This window comes from Pseudanabaena sp. FACHB-2040, assembly GCF_014696715.1.
In the GTDB taxonomy this organism is placed as follows: Bacteria; Cyanobacteriota; Cyanobacteriia; order Phormidesmidales; family Phormidesmidaceae; genus JACVSF01.
This window is the reverse complement of the sequence record NZ_JACJQO010000010.1, coordinates 55,658-72,402: the sequence shown is the minus strand read 5'-3', so window position 1 is coordinate 72,402 and position 16,745 is coordinate 55,658. Positions and strand designations below refer to the sequence as shown.

Here is a 16,745-nt window from a genome sequence, read left to right as displayed (position 1 = left end):
TAATGAAACTGGTTAGCGAGTCTACTGTCTGAGCAATATAGGTTTTAGCCAGTAACCCCAATGACCCTTCAAGACCTACAGCCGTATCTGCTCGCCTTGTCCCCCGCAGAAAAGGCTCAGGCAGTGCAGCTTCTAGTTCAAAGTCTCAGCGGTACCTGGACAGGCATCGAGAAGTCACCGGGTGTGGTTGGTGGCGACGCCTGCATTGTAGGAACTCGTATTCCCGTCTGGGATTTGGTTCACTACCGGCGTCTAGGCGCAAGTGACGCCCAAATTTTAGAAGCTTATCCACAATTGACAGCAACAGACCTGGCTAACGCCTGGGCTTATGACACCGTCTTCACGGATGAAGTTGAAGCAGCCATTCGCCAAAATGAGGCAGCGTAGAAGTGCTTCGCCTATATGCAGACGAGCAGTTTCCGCTTCCCGTCGTGCAGCGTCTACGAGCCATTGAATATGACTTACTAACGGTTCAAGAAGCAGGCCAAGCAAACCAGCGAGTTCCTGATGAAGAAGTCCTACAGTTCGCAATTCAGGAAAATCGGGCCGCATTACTGAAAATCGCCGTGATTTTGTTCGCCTGCATGGACAACTGACTGCGCATGCAGGCATTATTGTCTGCTCCAAAAATCTTGATTGGGACAACTACGCAGCCAACATTCATAAGCTACTCAAAGGCAAAGACACAATTGCTGGCGAGCTTATTCGAGTGACACGTCCTAGCCTGTAAATGGTAGGACTGAGTGAGAAGATGAGTCGTGGGATCTCATCCATCCCACAATTTCTAAAACTCGCAAACTGATGTCGGCTGCACTAGGATATCGATGTGCTATGAACTCATTGCTTACTACGCAAATACGTTTTACGACGAGGCGCAGGGAGATTACACCTAGGAAGTCGTTCGTCTAGTGATAGGAAAAGATAGGCACTGGCCCAGATAGACCAGTCTTTGACCATTGCATTTACACAAGAGAAGGAGGAATGACGATTGCCACCCCTCCTTTTCTCATTCACGACTTACTATTTTACTGAGGCGTCAACACAATCGACTGGTTTGGCTCAATGACCACGACACGCTGCGCTGTAACGTTGCCAATAACGGCTCCGGCAGCCGCGCCGCCGATGACTTCACCAATGCCGATGCCGCCGCCCAAGATGCCGCCAATAACAGCGCCTCCAGCCGCACCAATCGCCGCATCGGTCAAAATAGCGCCAGCGCCGGTTTCGCGGGGGTCTTTGACATCGTGGAGGGTGTCGGAAACTGCCCGCAGCGTTACTACCCGACCATTGACTTCAGCCGAGGTGGCGACGTAGCGCAGGCCCCCTTGCACTGGCTCAAACTGACCGCGAATTAGGGTTCCAACGGGCCAGGTTATGCCATTGGCTGAGGTTGCTACCTCAGTTCGCAGGGTGTATTCATAGGTCGTGTCGTTGTTGAGATAAAGCGGTTTATCCCCGCCCAAAGTTGCCCGGACTGGGCCTGTGGGCGTTTGAACAAAAATAGCAGGCTGGTTGGGTCTGGTCTGGGCCTGAACTGGAGCGACAGCCAGCACCGGAAATACCAGCAGCGGCAAAGCACTTAAGAGAATTCGTTTCATAGCAACCTACTGATTGCGGCGGTGAGCGTAGGAGACCCAGCTTTATTGAGTTGGTTTTGAGATAGGTTGCTGTGCGATCGCATCTTTAAGTCCCCCAATAAGCATTGCCAGTTAACCAGCAACGCTTGTCCCTGCAAACCACAGAGCAACCTATCGAACCCTAACCCAAATTGCAGACGGTTTCAGCTTTGGGCCTACATTCTTTGGACGGTTGCCGCTAGGAGAAGTTCCCAAAGTACATGGGGCCTTTACAAAATTTCCTAGGGGTTTGGCTGTTCCGACTCAGCAATTTCAACCGGAATGGTATTATCTTGGCCTCTAAACAGACCAAAGAGCGGCCCCAGTAACGCTCCAATTACAAAGCCGCCTGCGTGCGCCCAGTAGGCAACACCGCCGTTTTCCATACCGATATTGGTAGGAGCCTCAAGACTTGCTACCCCATAGGCCGCCTGCTGCAGAAACCAGATGCCCAGGTAGAAAATTGCCGGAATCCGCACAGGAAAGGGGAATGGACCCAGCGGCACAATCGTCAGAATGCGAACATCGGGGAACCGGAAAATGTAGGCCCCCATCACCCCTGCGATCGCACCACTCGCCCCCAGTGAAGGCACTTCAGAAAAAGGCGCAAAGAACCACTGAGCCAGCCCTGCAATCGTGCCGCAGAGCAGATAGAAAATCAAAAACTTGACGTGTCCCAACCGATCTTCGACGTTGTTGCCGAAAATCCATAGATAAAGCATGTTGCCAGCAACATGCAAAAAGCCGCCGTGGAGAAACTGCGCCGACACCAGTGTTAGCCACTCTTCGATATTGACTGCCGAAACTCCAGTGGCAAAGCTGGTCGATAGCTCCGCAGGCACCACAGCCCAAGTTCTAAAGAAACCTAGCAGGGAGTAAGAGGGCAGCGTTAGCTCGTAGATAAAAATCAAAATATTGAGCGCAATCAGCCCATAGGTGACGTAGGGCGTCGTGTTAATGGGATTGTAGTCTTTGACGGGGACCAAGAGGGCTTCTCCAAACTCAGCAGTGGGTCGTACCTCCCGACTATGCCAGAGCAGACCCGGCTTGAATATCGTCCAAACTAAAGATTTTTGGCCGGTGGCAGCGGTTTTGCTCCGACCATTAGGGGCTGCTGTTTTTGGCTTGCGATCGCACACTCTACGATACGGCATCATAAAGCTAGGTCTCAGACTGGAGCCCCGTATGTCCTCGCTGATGCTGCCAATTACGCTGGACCTGAGCGACGTTCACCTGACTGATGAGCAGTTTTATCAGCTGTGTCTCAGCAACCCAAATACGCCTCTAGAGCGCAATGCCCAAGGAGCACTCATTGTCATGGCACCTGTAGGCGGCGATAGCGGCAGTCGTGAAATGGAGTTGGGCGCAGATTTAACCCTCTGGAACCGCCAAACCCAGCTTGGCAAAGTGTTTAGCTCATCTACTCTATTCAAGCTGCCAGGTGGCGGCGATCGCTCTCCCGATGCCGCTTGGGTAGAAAATTCTCGCTGGTTAGCGCTTACCCCCGAGCAGCGCCAGAATTTTCCGCCCCTAGCGCCAGATTTTGTCATCGAGCTGAGATCCCGTACAGACGACCTAGAGCCGCTGCGAGCCAAGCTGCAGGAATATATTGACAGCGGAGTGAGGCTGGGCTGGATGTTTAACCCGCAGGATCAGCAGGTGGAAATCTATCGTCAGGGCCAGCCCAAAGAAGTCTGCCAGCTACCAACCCTGCTCTCTGGAGAAGCCGTTCTACCCGGCTTTGTGCTGCAGGTCGAGCGGTTTGAAGCGGCTTAGGCTTAACCTTCTGACCCATCCTCGCCCATTGATCTTTCAATTCTGAAAAAGACAATGGGCTTGCCGTTCTCAGTTCTTTCCTCAACTCGCTTCATGCCAATTCTCTCAGCAACGTTTTGGGAGGCTAAATTGGGCTTGTCACAGCTGGCCACGAGATACCCGTAGCCCAGTTCATCAAAAGCATAGGTCAGTATGCGAGTAGCGGCCTCGGTCGCGTAGCCCTGCCCAGTCGCCCCTGGCAGCAGAGCATAGGCCAGCTGCGGCTGCGGTTCCTCAAAGAAGTTCCACAGGCCCACAAACCCAATGGGAGTAGGTTCGGCTTTAACTTCAATCAGCCAAAGCCCCCATCGTTCTTCTGCAAAGGCCCTTTGGCTCTCGGCCAGCATCTCCTCGACTTGCTGCCGGGAGAAAATCTGGTCGTCGCACAGGTATTTGCGGACAAAGGAATCCGTGAGAATAGCGTGGAGCGTATCAACCTCGCTATCCGCAATGGGACGCAGCCGCAGCCGCTCGGTTTCTAGGGTTAGAGACATAGGCAAAGGGCTACTCGCCACCAAACTGCGATCGCAACTCTTCAATCCGCTCATCATCGAGCTTTTGGAACAGCGGCGGCGGCACCTCAAAGGGATGCCCCTCTGGCAGGGCAGCAAAATCAACCGCTTTCTCAAACGAACAGTTGCCGTCTGACTCTGGCAGGTGCAGCGCCTCAAAGATCTGCGCCACCGTAAAGGGAATAAACGGTGCCGAGACAATCGCATAGGTGCGAATCAGGTGAATGCAGGTGCGAATCACCATCGCCGCCTGCTCTTTATCCTGCTTAAACAGAGTCCAGGGAGCCTGCACGTCAATGTACTGGTTGCCCACAGTCCACAGAGCATATAGCGCTTCGGTGGCCTTGCGAAACTCCATCCGCTGCAGACAGTCTTGCAACGTGCCAATCAGGCGCTGGCAGTCCGCTTCGAGCTGCTGCTCGGCTTCCCCAGGAGTGCCCCCCGCCGGAATCTGATTGCCATAGCGAGAGGCCGTGAACTTGAGGATGCGGTTGATGAAGTTGCCCAGGGTATCGGCCAGCTCTTTGTTGACCTTGTTCTGCAGCTGCTCCCAGGTAAAGGTCGAATCTGCCGATTCGGGCGCGGTGGCCATCAGGGTGTAGCGCCAGTAGTCAGCGGGCAGCACCTCCAGCGCCTGATCAAGGAAAATGCCTCGCTTAGAACTGGTAGAAAACTTGCCGCCATAGTAGTTGAGCCAGTTAAAGCCCTTGATATAGTCGGCCATTTTCCAAGGGTCTTCAGTGCCCAAGATCATGGCAGGCCACATGATGGTGTGGAAAGGCAGGTTGTCTTTGGCCATGAACTGCACGTAGCGCACGTCATCAGCCTCAGTTTCGCTGGGCTGCCACCAGTCCAGCCAGTTCTCACCAGTTTTATTTCCCCAGGCTTTGGTCGCAGCCAGGTAGCCAATCGGCGCATCAAACCAGACGTAAAACACTTTGTTCTCAAAGCCGGGCCTGGGCACATCAATACCCCAACTCAGATCGCGGGTAATGCCCCGGCTTTGCAATCCTTCATTGAGCCATTTGAGGGCAATGGATTTGGTCAGCAGCGGCCAGTCTGGATGGCTGCTAACCCACTCACGAACGCGATCGCTCAGGGTATCTAGCCTCAAAAACAGGTGCTTGCTCTGACGAATCTCTAGGTCAGTGCTGCCGGAGATAGCAGAACGCGGCTCCAGCAGATCAGTGGGGTTGAGTACGGAGGTGCAGTTTTCGCACTGGTCGCCTCGCGCAGCGGTATAGCCGCACTTAGGGCAGGTGCCGATGACATAGCGGTCGGGCAAAAACCGCTCGTCAGTTAAAGAATACATTTGGCTGATCTCGCGCTCTTCGATCAGGCCGTTGGCGTCGAGCCGCTGATAAAAGTGCTGGGTGAGTTCGTGGTTCTCAGGCGAAGAGGTGCGCCCAAAATAGTCAAAAGACAGCCCAAAGCGGCTGTAAACGTCGGCCTGCCGCTCGTACTGCCGCTGGCAATAGTCGGCCACGTCTAGCCCCTCTTCACGAGCCGCTAGTTCAGCCGGGGTGCCGTGCTCATCGGTACCGCATATATACAGAACGGTTTCTCCCTGCTGCCGGAGAAATCGGGCATAAACATCCGCAGGCAGCATGGAGCCGACCAGGTTGCCCAGGTGTTTGATGCCATTGATGTAGGGTAGGGCGCTGGTGATCAAATATCGCATTACGTGCTGGCCTGTCTTACGGGTTGTATTACAAAGCTACAGTCAAGCCTATCAATCCTATCAACTTGAGGAGATCCGTGGCATGTTGGAAACAGTTTTGTAGGTGCAAACATGGTGCAGACTGTAGCCATTGAGCAGTTGACCCTGTATGACCTAGAGCAACAGTTTGGGTTGCAAGAGGTCGAGGATAACTTCTTCTCAGAGTGGCAGGGAGATTGGCCTGCTTTGACTGCGGTGGAGCAAGAGCGGTTGACACGGGTGGAGGCAGCTTATGCCAACTTAGAGCGCAGATCGCTATTAGAGAATACAGTCAAGCTAGCGGTGGTTGCGCCACTACTAGACCTAGCAGGTGTATTTTTACCGCCGTTCTATGTAACGACCGAAAAAACAGTAGAGATTGTTGCCGAGGGGGATGAACAGATTCTCAGAGGCCGACTGGATGTGCTGGTGCTAAAAGACCAGCTTTGGGTATTGGTGATTGAGTCGAAGCGGGCAGAGTTTTCGCTTAAGGTGGGGATTCCTCAGGTGTTGGGCTATATGCTGGCGGCTCCAGTATCGGGATTGCCGCTGTTTGGCATGGTGACAAATGGCAGCAGTTTTGTGTTTTTGAAGCTGGTGCGGCAGGGAGGCCCTCGATATGCAAGGTCGAAGGAATTTATTTTGGATCAAGATGAGGGGTTAGCGCGAACACTGCAAATCATGAAGGGATTAGCAGCGCTTGTAGCCAATTCATAATCCGTATGTCTCAACCATCAGCGCTGCCCCTGATTTTGACCCTCAAGCTAGACGCCACGACCTTCGATCGGCTTGACCCACTGCGCCAGCAGCACTTTCCTAGCGATCGCAACTTTCTCCCCGCCCATGTCACACTTTTTCACGCCCTCCCTGGCGATCAGGAATCCTCTATTCAAGACACCCTCAACACTCTCAGCGACAGCACGACAGAGCTACCTTTGTCCTTCCCCAATCTGCGCTTTTTGGGTCAAGGCGTCGCCATCGAAATCGACGCCCCCGATCTGCTGCAGCTACGCCAAGCATTAGCCAACACCTGGCAGCCGTGGCTGAGCCGCCAAGACAGCCAGCGCTACCGCCCCCACGTGACCATTCAGAACAAAGTTAAGCCAGAGATCGCTCGCCAGCTCTACGATTACCTGAGCCAGGACTGGCAGCCACTAAGCGGCAAAGGCGAGGGTCTGCTGCTCTGGCGTTACCAAGGCGGGCCATGGGAGGCACTTGGGGAGTTTTTGTTTCGAGCAGGCGCAGGGTAGAAGATGCGTTTCCCCTTCCCCGCGTCTGCCTTTACTCTTCATAACTGTCCATCGGTAGGCAAGAGCAGACTAAGTTGCGATCGCCATACGCCTGATCAATCCGATTCACAGCCGGCCAGAACTTATACTGCCGAGTCCAGGACGCCGGAAAGATAGCCTGCTCGCGCGAGTAGGAACGATCCCACTCAGCAGCGACCAGATCTTCGGCAGTGTGGGGAGCCTGCTTGAGAACGTTACTGGCTGCAGATACCTGACCCTCCTCGATGGCCCGAATTTCGGCGCGAATAGCGATCATGGCATCGCAGAAGCGATCTAGCTCCACTAGGGCCTCGCTTTCAGTAGGTTCTACCATCAGTGTCCCCGCCACCGGCCAAGACATAGTCGGCGGGTGAAAGCCGTAGTCGATCAGCCGCTTGGCCACGTCTTCTACCGAGACATCGGCAGATTTTTTGAAGGGGCGCAAGTCGATAATGCACTCGTGGGCGACCCTTCCGTTTTGTCCGGTATAGAGAATGTCGTAGTGACCCTCTAGCCGCTTGGCAATGTAGTTGGCGTTGAGAATGGCGACTTCTGTTGCCCGCGTTAGCCCTTCAGCGCCCATCATCCGGATATACATCCAGGAAATCGGCAGAATGCTGGCGCTGCCCCAAGGAGCCGCCGTCATCGCGCCAATTGCCTGCTCGCCGCCGACTCCTGGCACCAGGCTGTGACCTGGAAGGTAGGGCTGCAGGTGTGCCTTGACCCCAATCGGGCCGACGCCGGGGCCACCGCCACCGTGGGGAATGCAGAAGGTCTTATGCAGGTTTAAGTGGCAGACATCGGCCCCAAAATCTGCTGGACGGCACAGCCCCACCTGGGCATTCATGTTGGCCCCATCCATGTAGACTTGGCCACCATGATTGTGGACGATGTCGCAAATTTCCCGAATGGCTTCTTCAAATACGCCGTGGGTAGAGGGGTAGGTCACCATCAACGCCGCTAGGGCATCTTGGTGCTTCTCGGCTTTGGCCTTGAGGTCAGCCACATCGATGTTGCCGTCTACATCACAGGCAACGGGAACCACCTTCATACCGGCCATCACAGCGCTGGCTGGGTTGGTGCCGTGGGCCGACTGGGGAATGAGACAAACGTGGCGATGGGTATCGCCCCGCTGCTGGTGATACTCACGAATGACCAGCAGTCCAGCATATTCGCCCTGGGCTCCGGCGTTGGGCTGGAGCGACACGGCAGCAAAGCCTGTAATCTCGGCCAACCAGCCCTCAAGGTCGCGGAAAAGTTGTTGGTAACCCTGGGTCTGTTCCAGCGGTGCAAAGGGGTGAATTTGGCCAAACTCTGGCCAGGTAATTGGCACCATTTCAGCCGTCGCATTTAGCTTCATCGTGCAAGAGCCCAGAGGAATCATTGCCGCCGTTAAGGACAGGTCTTTGGCCTGCAGGCGGTGCATGTACCGCAGCATCTCCGTCTCCGAATGGTGCGTATTGAAAACCGGGTGGGTCAAATAGGCTGAGGTCCGCAGCAAACGCACCGGCAGAGATGAACCTGTAGAGGCGTGTGTGTCTGTAGGATTTATCGTTGCGTCCCCCCACGAGGGGCCAGATGGTCGCAAAGACAGATCCTGAGTAGCCCGTTGGCCTGTAAACACCTCAATCAGGTCCCTAACATCATCGGGGGTTGTGGTTTCATCTAGGGCGACTCCCAGGGTCTGGGGATCGATCACCCGTAGGTTAATGCGCTGGGCAGCAGCCCGACTCAAAATGTCCTGGGTCTGCTTCCGGGTGCCGACCCGCAGTGTGTCAAAGCAGGGTTCACTGCCTAGGGTAAAGCCCGCCTGCTTAAGAGCCTCGGCCAAAGCAACGGTTAGGCCATGAATGCGTGTGGCAATCTGCTTAAGCCCCTCAGGTCCGTGATAGACCGCGTACATACTGGCAATGACGGCCAGCAGCACCTGGGCAGTGCAGATATTGCTAGTAGCAGCATCCCGGCGAATGTGCTGCTCACGGGTTTGCAGGGCTAAACGCAGGGCCGGCTTACCGTAGGTATCTTTAGACACCCCAACCAGCCGACCAGGCAGCTTGCGGGCATAGGTGTTTTTGGTTGCAAAATAGGCGGCGTGGGGGCCACCGTAGCCTAGGGGCACGCCAAAGCGCTGGGTGTTACCTACTGCGATATCGGCCCCTAGTTCACCGGGAGACTTCAGCAGGGTGAGGCTGAGGAGGTCGGCAGCAACGGTGGCCAGAGCGCCCGCCGCGTGCGCCTGCTGAATGAAATTGGTGTAGTCGTAGATCGCGCCATCGGTGGCCGGATACTGCAGCAGCACGCCAAAAACCGGACTATCGAAGGTGAAGCTGCGGTGGTCACCCACCATAACGTCAATGCCTAAGGGAATAGCGCGGGTCTTCACCACATCTATGGTTTGGGGATGGCACGCCTGGGAGATCCAGAACGTCTTGGCCGCCTTTTGGCTACGGGCATGAAAGCTCAAGGCCATGGCTTCGGCAGCGGCAGTGCCTTCGTCGAGGAGCGAGGCGTTGGCAATTTCTAACCCGGTCAGGTCGGTGATCAGGGTTTGGAAGTTGAGCAGGGCTTCCAGGCGACCCTGGGAGATTTCGGGCTGGTAGGGCGTGTATTGGGTGTACCAGCCAGGATTCTCTAGGATGTTGCGCTGAATCACTGGTGGGGTCAGGGTGTTGGCGTAGCCCAGACCCAGATAGGAGCGCCAAACCTGATTTTGCTCGGCTATCTGCTTTAGCTGCTTCAGTGCGGCGGCTTCGGTGGTTCCGGCTGTCAGCTTGAGGGGACCCTCTAGGCGGATATTGGCGGGCACGGCAGCGCTGATCAGGCTAGCTAAAGAGTCGTAACCTAGAGCCTGCAGCATGGCCTGCTGTTCGGCCGAGTCGGGACCGATGTGGCGCTGTACGAACTCGCTGAAGGTAGGGCTAGAGCGGTCAACAGCGGCTACAGACCCATTAGCAGGCGAGGCGTCTGGGGCAGCCTGCTCTAATTTGGTACCAGGGATACTTTGTTCGTACAGCAAGGCCGGTATGCTCCCACAATAAGAAATACTTAGGAGAGAGGTGCGTTAGTCAGAGACTGGCCCTAAAGGGGGCATTGCACCCACTACCCAAGCGTCTAAGTATTACCTATTGTGAAGCAAACCGGGAGGCAATAGCAGGCTTACTCCCCTTCCACTTGGTCCTTATATTCCTCGGCCGTGAGGGTATCGTCTAGATCTTCTAAAGAATCGGCGCGCACCTTGATTAGCCAGCCATCGCCATAGGGATCATTGCCCAGTTGTTCGGGCACATCTAGCAGTTCACTGTTGCGCTCAATGACTTCGCCACTGACCGGGGCCTTAAGATCTTCGACCGCCTTGACCGACTCAACGGTGCCAAACTTTTCACCCCTTTCTACGTTATCGCCGACCTCCGGCAGCTCCAGAAACACAATATCGCCCAGCTGATCGACGGCAAAGGCAGAAATGCCGACGGCCACGATGTTGTCTTCTTCTAGTCGGGCATATTCATGAGAATCGAGATACCTCAAATTCTCTGGATACTCAAACGCCATAGGGTTGCCTCACTCTGCTTGTAAAAGCCGTACACATCATAGGTCAAGGAACGGGCAGCGGGAATGGGCACCAGGAAAGACAATTAGGGGCGAGAACTGCGGTAAAAGGGCCGCTTAACCACCGTAGCCGGGTACGCCTTGCCGCGAATCTCAACCTCTAGTGCCTGGCCTACCTTGGCTAGGGCTGCTGAGATGTAGGCGAGAGCCACGGGGTAGCCCAGGGTAGGCCCCAGGGTGCCGCTAGTAATTTGGCCTACCAAGTTGCCATCTTGCAGCACTGGATAGTCGTGACGGGCAATATTGCGCCCTGACATCTGCAGCCCCACCAGCCGCCGGGAAACGCCGTGAGCCTTCTGCTGTTCTAAAACGGTTCGACCGATAAAGTCACCCTTGCGATCTAGATGAACCAGCCAGCCCAACCCGGCTTCTAGCGGCGTAGTGCCGTCGCTGATGTCTTGACCGTAGAGCGGCATGGCGGCTTCTAGCCGAAGGGTATCTCTGGCTCCTAGCCCACAGGGCGTCACCCCTATTTCTAGCAGGGCTGTCCAGAGCGCTTGAGCCGCAGCAATAGGCAGCATGATCTCAAAGCCATCTTCCCCGGTGTAGCCAGTGCGGGCTAAAAAGGCAGGCTGACCCAGCAAAGTACCCTCAAGGTGTTCATAGCGGCCAACTTTCGAGAGGTCTTCTTTGACAAAGGGCTGAAGCTGAGTCGCAGCTTCTGGCCCCTGAACCGCAACGAGGGCCTGTTCACGCGAGAGATCTTGTAGGGTAACTGTCTCGGTCAAATGACTCTGTAGCCAGGATTTGTCTTTATCAGTGGTGGCTGCATTGATGATAGTGAACAGGCGCTGATCGCCATTAGCAGACTCTGGCAGTAGGTACAGAATCAGGTCATCTACGATGCCGCCCTGGGGGTTTAGTAGGACGGTGTATTGAGCTTTGCCGGGGATAAGCGGGCTCAGATCAGAGGGGACTAGCCGCTGCATCTGCTCCAGCACATCGGGGCCTTGCAGCATGAATTTGCCCATGTGGGAGATGTCGAACATCCCTACCTGCTGCCGCACTGCCTGGTGCTCCTGCTTAATGCCAAGGTACTGAACGGGCATATCCCACCCGGCGAAGGGCATCATGCGGGCCTTGAGCTGCTGGTGGGCCGAGTGTAGGGGCGTTTGGCTGAGGGACATGGCGTAAGGCTGGGTAAGATCGCATCACTACACAGAGTCTATCGGGCCAGGGTCTATCAAGCCACACTTACGGCCGAAGTCTGCAGGAAAGAAGGTCTGGAGGGATGCCTGCTGTCAGCTGCGTAAATTACAGCTAGCAAAGAATTTAAGCTGAGGTGACGTTTGTTTTGCTTAAAAAGGGTACTTAAGGATTTAGAGCAATCTGAAGGGTAGCTGGGGAGCAGCTAAATCGAAATAATGAGCGGATCTGCAGTTCGTTCTCACCTAGGGGTAACTGGCAGCGGCAATTCTAGAATCTCAGTTAAGTTCATCGTCGCTCCTAGCCTTTTTTTATCTACCGCAGCCACGGCCGCGGTAGGCTTGAGAAGCCATTATGTTAGGTAGGATGTCAGTACTGCCTATGCTGGTTTCTACCATGCCCCACGGTTCCTGCTTCCTATGGAATCCTTGGCTGACCTCTCTACATGCCTTGGCAGACGGTGGAATTGCCGTAGCCTATTTTTCTATCCCGGTGTTGCTTTACATTTACCGGGAACATGCAGCTACGGCGGCCCGCCCGCTGCTGCTGTTGTTTGCTGCCTTTATCTTGAGCTGTGGCGTTGGTCACGTGCTGTCTGCTTGGAATATTTGGCACGCTAACTATTGGATTGAGGGTAGCTGGAAGTGGGTGACGCTGTCTATTAGTAGCTATACCGTCTGGCAGCTGCGCAGTACGATTCCTCAGCTCTTAGCGACTCACAAAGATTTGGAGATAACCCGGGAATTGCTAGAGCGCGACCCCTTAACTGGGGTGGCTAACCGGCGGGGGCTAGAGTCGGCCTACGAGCGGGTGAAGGTTTATTATGGCTCGCAGCCGCTAAATCATGCCCTGATGCTGCTTGACCTAGACGGATTCAAGCAGGTGAATGACACCTATGGGCATCATGTTGGAGATATGCTGCTTCAGAAGGTGGCGGCAGCGCTGTGCGATCGCACTCGCTCCCTCGATACAGTAGCCCGCTTAGGCGGCGATGAATTTGCTGTTTTGCTGGCGGGCTGTTCCGGAGCTGGAGCCAAGCTGATTGCTGATGAAATCCGTCAGGTGATCGCGACTTTGCAACTGCCAGAGCTACCTGCCGATTTCCAGGTTACGGTGAGTATTGGCATTTCCGAGTTTCGTGCCGATGCAGATCTAGAGCCGTCTTATGTTCAAGCCGACGGGGCGCTCTACCAGGCCAAGGGAAACGGCAAAAATCAGGTCTCGCTGGCGCTGACGCCCTAACCTCCGCAGCCTAATTCTTGACGAATCCACCCAGGTCAGGTCGATAACGCGCAACAAACCGTCCCTGGGCATCATAGATTTCAATCTGCCGCTGCACCTGGTTGCCCAAAAGCACAATCTGCTCCACCATCGCTTGGGCATCTCGGCTCAGAGTGGTGTTGACGGGAGCCGCGTTAGCAGGTGGCGTGATCGCCCGCTCTAACGCTACGGCATACTGGCCAGCTAAGGTAACTTTAATCTGGTCAGGGGTGGCACTGATACGGCAGGATGTCGTAGAAGAACGGCAGACATTGCCCAGCCTTGCCTCTAGGTTTTGCAGGGCCACCGCCGTTCGCAGCTGAGCTTGGCTCCTGGCTAAAGCTGCCTGATAGGTCGGTACCAGCACCTTCGCTTGCTGGACTAGGGCAGAATCTGATGAGACTTGCTGGATGGTGGCTAAGGCAATCTTCCACTGATTTACCGCCCGTGTCCACTGGTTTTGGGCCTCGTAAGCTTTTGCCTGGTTGGCTGCGGCCTGAGCCTGCTGATAAATATCATTAGCGTTGCCTTCCTGGTTGAGACGGGCCTGCACTTGAGCTCGCTGAGTACGGTACTCCTGCAGCCGCGCCTGGGCGGCTGGGTAAGCTTCGGTGCCCTGAGGAATAAGGGTCAAACCCTGGATAGCTCGCTGCCACTCCTGGTCAGCCCGCCGCCAGCCCGACAAAGAAGTCGCTGCATCCATCTGCTGCTGAGCCAGCCGCCCTGACTGTAGGGCACTGTTGAGATTAGCCTCGGCTGCTTCCTCAGCCGTGATGCGCTGGGCAATAACCGTCAGGTTGGCTTCGTATTCGCCCAGTTTGGTTTGAGCAAAGTCATGCAGAGGGCTAGTGGCGGCAATGGCCTCAAGGGCCGCGATAGCCTGTCGCCAAAGGTGCTGAATGTCTACCCAGTGCTCTACAGGGTGGGGCGGGTCCTGACTCTTTTGAGCGGCTGTGTAGGCTTTTTTTTGGGCTTCGCTCAGGTGGTCAAGGCTGGCCAGATCGGCCCGGTAGAGACTCAGATCGCTGCGAGACTCGCCGTAGTAGCGAGACCAGTGAGGGATAGGCGCTACTAAATCAACCGCAGCCTGCAGTTCAGAGCGGGCCACCTGCAGATCTTCAGTGGCAGGGGGATTGCCAATGCGAGTTTGTGCAGCTATGTGGAAAGCGGCAGCTTTGTCGATGCGATCGCAACCATCCACCACACAGGGCCGAGTAACCGTGTAGGCGAACAGGCCGCTGCTCAGCAAAATCAGCCCGGCCAGCCCATAGCTCCAGTAAGATGCTAGCTGCTGGATCTGCCCCACTCCCCACTGGCCCCAGCGCTGCAGCGGCGAAACGGCAGGCGGATCGACTGCCGTTTCAGGTAGGGCCAGCGCAGCATCATTTAAAGTTACGAGAGCCCCCAGAGAATGCTCTTCTACCGTTGCTTTATCATCTGCCCTATCGGCGGCAGAGGGCTCGGTCGCCTCTGGTCGTTCTTCCTCACGAGCAATCTCAGCAGCCTCTGGATCATCTGGAACCGGCTGGGGCAGCTGCTCACTCATTTCTACTGCCGTTATCGGTTCCTCCAGATCAGGCAGCTCAAAAATCAGGCCCAGGGCATCTTCTATCCGCCAGGTAAACGTATGGGTCGCATAGGGTATGTCTTCGGCTTCTATCTGCAGCCCCAGCCGTACCGGCATTTCCTGCAGAGCTACCCACTCTTTCGGCAGCCCCACCTCAGGCATGACTTCATAAAAAACCGCCTTCAGCTCCCGCAGCAAACCCGCCGGATCTTCGACTGGAGGTGCTGGGTGCTTGACCAACAACAGCACTCGACCCTGCTGATCCTGGCAGTCCAACACGGGCAGCCGGGAAAATAGATTAGCCTCTTGCAAATAATGCCTGAAAGTCTCGGTGAGACGTTCAAGGGCAGGTCGAGGAGACACAGATGTCATAGTGATTGCTGTGGATGAGCCAAGGATAGACGGTTAGCCTGGAAATAACACCCTGCCAGACCCTTACAACTGAGTATGCTAGTTCAAGGTCGGAAAATTGCACAGCTCGGTTCCCTGGTCGGCGGTGTTTCTGAGGTGTATTGCTAGAGGGCCAAGAAAGGCAATGGTGATCTTAATTGTGGAAGATGAAGCTGAGATTGCTCAACTCATCAAGCTTTACCTAGAAAAGGAAAGTTTTACCTGCGAAACCTGCCGAGACGGCGAAACCGCTTTGCGCTTTCAGCAGTCCCTCCAGCCCGATCTCGTCATTCTAGATCTGATGATCCCTAAGCTAGATGGGCTAGAGGTCTGTGCCCGCATTCGTCAGCGCCCAGGAGCCAAAGATCCCTACATTTTAATGCTGACGGCAAAAGGAGAGGAAATAGACCGCATCATCGGCCTGTCTACCGGAGCCGATGACTACATGGTGAAACCCTTTAGCCCAAGAGAACTGATTGCCCGAGTACGAGCCCTGCTGCGGCGCAGCCTGCGTCAGGGCGGGCAAGCCAGCCAAAACTATCGCACCACACACTTCAATCTAGATCTAGAGCAGCGCACCGCTTATCGCCAGCTTAAAGAAGCTGCTGCAGAACTGCTCGATCTAACCCCTCTGGAGTTTGATCTGCTAGCTACCTTTATGAGCTATCCAGGCCGAGTCTGGAGCCGCGACCAGCTAATCGAAAAACTTTGGGGCGACGACTTTTATGGCGACGAACGTGTCGTCGATACTCACATCGCCCGTCTCCGCAAAAAGGTAGAACCTGACACTCCCCAGCCAGTTTTCATTAAAACCGTGACCGGAGTTGGCTATAAATTCGAAGATGAGCTGCTGGGAGTTAGTGATTCCAGCAGCTAGCTCGTCAGCCTTATCCGTCTTCCAAAACGAAGCATTGAGTCTGTCTGGTCATGAAGCTTGGAAGCAATTTGTAGTCGCCATTGCCCGTTTTTGCTCTACGGTTGTCCGCTACACTCTTAGAGCTTATTGATGTACCTCCAGTAGATTCTATTGAATTGATGAGTATGGCCGAATCAGTGTTGGCTCAGGTGCGGATCGTGCTAGTAGAACCGGCAGGGCCACTCAATATTGGGTCGGTAGCCCGAATTATGAAAAATATGGGGCTGCAGCAGCTGGTGCTGGTCAAACCTAGCTGTGATCCGCTCTCTGAACTGGCGCGGCAAATGGCGGTGCATGGGGCAGACGTGCTAGAAACAGCCTCTGTGGTGGAGACACTGCCACAGGCACTCGTGGGATGCCAACGTGCGATCGCAACGACCGCCCGTCCTCGCGCTGGCGGAGAGACCCTAGAGCTACCCGAGGCAGTTCTCCCCTGGCTCCTGCCAAACGATCCACCCGCTGACTTTCAGGCAGCGCTGATTTTTGGCCCAGAAGACCGGGGCTTGAGCAATGCCGAGCTGAACCACGCTCAGCGTTTTCTCCGCATTCCTTCTAGCGACACATACCCCGCCTTAAATCTGGCGCAAGCGGTGGCTGTGTGCTGCTATCTCCTGCGACGGGCTGCCTTAGGCGAGGTAGAAGTTGCCCCAGCGAGTCCAGCCCTTGTTTCTGCTCCACTTGAAGAGGCAGCTTCCCTGGACCAAATTGAGGGCTTCTACCAACAGCTAGAAGGACTACTGCTGCAGGTAGGCTACCTTTTCCCCCATACTGCTACTAGTAGGATGGAAAAATTTAGGCGTTTATTGCATCGGGCCGCGCCAACCCAACAGGAATTGGCTATGCTAAGGGGCATCTTAAGCCAGGTAGACTGGGCTTTGGCGTCAAATCAGCGGCAGCAATAGGATTTACCGCTACAATCGACCTGGTCTTTTCTGCTTGCGGTTTGTTCC

The 16,745-nt window shown here is 55.1% G+C and carries 16 protein-coding genes and 1 pseudogene; 9 read left to right on the top strand and 8 right to left on the bottom strand.

The features are described 5' to 3' along the window. The first annotated feature begins 60 nt into the window (after positions 1 to 60). The 3 genes from H6G13_RS13045 to H6G13_RS29465 are packed head-to-tail and all read left to right on the top strand — an operon-like array spanning position 61 to position 730. Complete coding sequence (locus H6G13_RS13045) at positions 61 to 387, top strand: DUF433 domain-containing protein (protein WP_190483652.1); 327 nt, start codon at positions 61 to 63, stop codon at positions 385 to 387. A 2-nt stretch (positions 388 to 389) separates the two neighbouring features. Beyond that, positions 390 to 596: a DUF5615 family PIN-like protein gene (locus H6G13_RS28710; RefSeq protein WP_347277474.1), complete on the top strand. Its 207-nt coding sequence runs from the start codon at positions 390 to 392 to the stop codon at positions 594 to 596. Further along, positions 551 to 730, top strand: coding sequence for a DUF5615 family PIN-like protein (locus H6G13_RS29465; RefSeq protein ID WP_347277480.1), 180 nt, complete (start codon positions 551 to 553; stop codon positions 728 to 730). The genes H6G13_RS28710 and H6G13_RS29465 overlap by 46 nt, the downstream gene beginning before the upstream one ends. A 295-nt stretch (positions 731 to 1,025) precedes the next feature. Here H6G13_RS29465 and H6G13_RS13035 read toward each other — a convergent pair whose 3' ends face one another. Further along, positions 1,026 to 1,598: a hypothetical protein gene (locus H6G13_RS13035; protein ID WP_190483651.1), complete on the bottom strand. Its 573-nt coding sequence runs from the start codon at positions 1,596 to 1,598 to the stop codon at positions 1,026 to 1,028. 260 nt (positions 1,599 to 1,858) lie between these two features. After that, a complete protein-coding gene (locus tag H6G13_RS13030) occupies positions 1,859 to 2,602 on the bottom strand; it encodes a rhomboid family intramembrane serine protease (RefSeq protein WP_190483841.1) in 744 nt (247 codons plus the stop codon). A gap of 199 nt (positions 2,603 to 2,801) precedes the next feature. On the opposite strand from H6G13_RS13030, the gene H6G13_RS13025 reads away from it, so the two are divergent. Continuing rightward, positions 2,802 to 3,392, top strand: a complete 591-nt coding sequence (locus H6G13_RS13025; protein ID WP_190483650.1) for a Uma2 family endonuclease — start codon at positions 2,802 to 2,804, stop codon at positions 3,390 to 3,392. Positions 3,393 to 3,394: 2 nt separating this feature from the next. Here the strand turns inward: H6G13_RS13025 and H6G13_RS13020 are convergent, their stop codons facing one another. Further along, on the bottom strand, positions 3,395 to 3,925 hold the full coding sequence (locus H6G13_RS13020; RefSeq protein ID WP_190483840.1) for a GNAT family N-acetyltransferase: 531 nt from the start codon (positions 3,923 to 3,925) through the stop codon (positions 3,395 to 3,397). A gap of 10 nt (positions 3,926 to 3,935) precedes the next feature. Continuing rightward, a pseudogene (gene metG, locus H6G13_RS13015) lies at positions 3,936 to 5,630 on the bottom strand (methionine--tRNA ligase); the annotation flags it as partial. Positions 5,631 to 5,735: 105 nt separating this feature from the next. Between metG and H6G13_RS13010 the strand changes: the two are divergent. Beyond that, on the top strand, positions 5,736 to 6,359 hold the full coding sequence (locus tag H6G13_RS13010; protein ID WP_190483648.1) for a restriction endonuclease subunit R: 624 nt from the start codon (positions 5,736 to 5,738) through the stop codon (positions 6,357 to 6,359). A gap of 5 nt (positions 6,360 to 6,364) precedes the next feature. Continuing rightward, complete coding sequence (locus H6G13_RS13005; RefSeq protein WP_190483647.1) at positions 6,365 to 6,892, top strand: 2'-5' RNA ligase family protein; 528 nt, start codon at positions 6,365 to 6,367, stop codon at positions 6,890 to 6,892. Positions 6,893 to 6,923: 31 nt separating this feature from the next. On the opposite strand, the gene gcvP is transcribed toward H6G13_RS13005, so the two are convergent. The 3 genes from gcvP to gcvT form a co-directional block, all read right to left on the bottom strand. Next, entirely contained in the window at positions 6,924 to 9,926 is a 3,003-nt protein-coding gene (gcvP, locus tag H6G13_RS13000) for an aminomethyl-transferring glycine dehydrogenase (RefSeq protein ID WP_199305885.1), read from the bottom strand. Positions 9,927 to 10,066: 140 nt separating this feature from the next. Next, complete coding sequence (gene gcvH, locus H6G13_RS12995) at positions 10,067 to 10,459, bottom strand: glycine cleavage system protein GcvH (protein WP_190483646.1); 393 nt, start codon at positions 10,457 to 10,459, stop codon at positions 10,067 to 10,069. A gap of 83 nt (positions 10,460 to 10,542) precedes the next feature. Beyond that, a complete protein-coding gene (gene gcvT / locus H6G13_RS12990; protein WP_190483645.1) occupies positions 10,543 to 11,643 on the bottom strand; it encodes a glycine cleavage system aminomethyltransferase GcvT in 1,101 nt (366 codons plus the stop codon). 385 nt (positions 11,644 to 12,028) lie between these two features. Here gcvT and H6G13_RS12985 point away from each other — a divergent pair, with 385 nt between their 5' ends. After that, complete coding sequence (locus tag H6G13_RS12985; RefSeq protein ID WP_190483644.1) at positions 12,029 to 12,904, top strand: GGDEF domain-containing protein; 876 nt, start codon at positions 12,029 to 12,031, stop codon at positions 12,902 to 12,904. A gap of 10 nt (positions 12,905 to 12,914) precedes the next feature. Here H6G13_RS12985 and H6G13_RS12980 read toward each other — a convergent pair whose 3' ends face one another. After that, positions 12,915 to 14,861 carry a hypothetical protein gene (locus tag H6G13_RS12980; protein WP_190483643.1) on the bottom strand — a complete coding sequence of 649 codons (1,947 nt, stop codon included), beginning with the start codon at positions 14,859 to 14,861 and terminating at the stop codon, positions 12,915 to 12,917. 163 nt (positions 14,862 to 15,024) lie between these two features. Here H6G13_RS12980 and H6G13_RS12975 point away from each other — a divergent pair, with 163 nt between their 5' ends. Together H6G13_RS12975 and H6G13_RS12970 are read left to right on the top strand one after the other, a co-directional pair. Continuing rightward, on the top strand, positions 15,025 to 15,756 hold the full coding sequence (locus tag H6G13_RS12975) for a response regulator transcription factor (protein WP_190483642.1): 732 nt from the start codon (positions 15,025 to 15,027) through the stop codon (positions 15,754 to 15,756). A 164-nt stretch (positions 15,757 to 15,920) separates the two neighbouring features. Then, positions 15,921 to 16,697 carry an RNA methyltransferase gene (locus tag H6G13_RS12970; RefSeq protein ID WP_190483641.1) on the top strand — a complete coding sequence of 259 codons (777 nt, stop codon included), beginning with the start codon at positions 15,921 to 15,923 and terminating at the stop codon, positions 16,695 to 16,697. Positions 16,698 to 16,745: the final 48 nt, after the last annotated feature.

What these genes read in the sequence shown, in the direction of transcription:
- H6G13_RS13045 (WP_190483652.1), top strand. Translation starts at nt 61, where the DNA reads ATGACCCTTCAAGACCTACAGCCGTATCTGCTCGCCTTGTCCCCCGCA.
- H6G13_RS13035 (WP_190483651.1), bottom strand. Translation starts at nt 1,598, where the DNA reads ATGAAACGAATTCTCTTAAGTGCTTTGCCGCTGCTGGTATTTCCGGTG.
- H6G13_RS13025 (WP_190483650.1), top strand. Translation starts at nt 2,802, where the DNA reads ATGTCCTCGCTGATGCTGCCAATTACGCTGGACCTGAGCGACGTTCAC.
- H6G13_RS13020 (WP_190483840.1), bottom strand. Translation starts at nt 3,925, where the DNA reads ATGTCTCTAACCCTAGAAACCGAGCGGCTGCGGCTGCGTCCCATTGCG.
- H6G13_RS13010 (WP_190483648.1), top strand. Translation starts at nt 5,736, where the DNA reads ATGGTGCAGACTGTAGCCATTGAGCAGTTGACCCTGTATGACCTAGAG.
- H6G13_RS13005 (WP_190483647.1), top strand. Translation starts at nt 6,365, where the DNA reads ATGTCTCAACCATCAGCGCTGCCCCTGATTTTGACCCTCAAGCTAGAC.
- gcvH (WP_190483646.1), bottom strand. Translation starts at nt 10,459, where the DNA reads ATGGCGTTTGAGTATCCAGAGAATTTGAGGTATCTCGATTCTCATGAA.
- gcvT (WP_190483645.1), bottom strand. Translation starts at nt 11,643, where the DNA reads ATGTCCCTCAGCCAAACGCCCCTACACTCGGCCCACCAGCAGCTCAAG.
- H6G13_RS12985 (WP_190483644.1), top strand. Translation starts at nt 12,029, where the DNA reads ATGTCAGTACTGCCTATGCTGGTTTCTACCATGCCCCACGGTTCCTGC.
- H6G13_RS12980 (WP_190483643.1), bottom strand. Translation starts at nt 14,861, where the DNA reads ATGACATCTGTGTCTCCTCGACCTGCCCTTGAACGTCTCACCGAGACT.
- H6G13_RS12975 (WP_190483642.1), top strand. Translation starts at nt 15,025, where the DNA reads ATGGTGATCTTAATTGTGGAAGATGAAGCTGAGATTGCTCAACTCATC.
- H6G13_RS12970 (WP_190483641.1), top strand. Translation starts at nt 15,921, where the DNA reads ATGGCCGAATCAGTGTTGGCTCAGGTGCGGATCGTGCTAGTAGAACCG.